At 62.5% G+C, this 379-nt stretch carries 1 pseudogene; it reads right to left on the bottom strand.

The features are described from left to right. A pseudogene (locus G3480_RS29685) lies at positions 1-243 on the bottom strand (IS1634 family transposase); the annotation flags it as partial. Between the last annotated feature and the right edge of the window lie 136 nt (positions 244-379).

The raw sequence follows: 379 nt of genomic DNA, 5'->3' as shown, positions 1-379 counted from the left end.
CTTGAGGGCGCGTTGGCGCGCCTGCGGGGAATACACCACGACCCAGCGTTGGCGCACCTCGCCGTAGACCGTGCCCAAGGTGCAAGAGGCCTCTTGGGCAGGATCGTGCATCAGCTCCGCCGCCACGGCATGGATGAGCTCGCGGGCCTGCGTGAGCGTTTCGGGCACACGCGAGATCCAGGCATGGGCGCTCAGCTCCTGGAGCGTCTCGCGGGTGTAGAGCGCGCTGTCGGCGATGAGGATATAGTGGACCCCAAGTCAAGGACAGTTTTAGCCAGAAATTAAGTTAGTCCGCCTCTGCCATTGCAGCCGTTTGTGGCTGCCCGATGTTGCCGCTAGAACTCGTGGTGGTGTTGAGTGACTTACCCCCCCGTTTCTG

The organism is Thiorhodococcus mannitoliphagus, assembly GCF_010915725.1.
In the GTDB taxonomy this organism is placed as follows: Bacteria; Pseudomonadota; Gammaproteobacteria; order Chromatiales; family Chromatiaceae; genus Thiorhodococcus; species Thiorhodococcus mannitoliphagus.
Note: the sequence above shows the minus strand (reverse complement) of the source record. Positions and strands in the feature narration are given on the sequence as shown.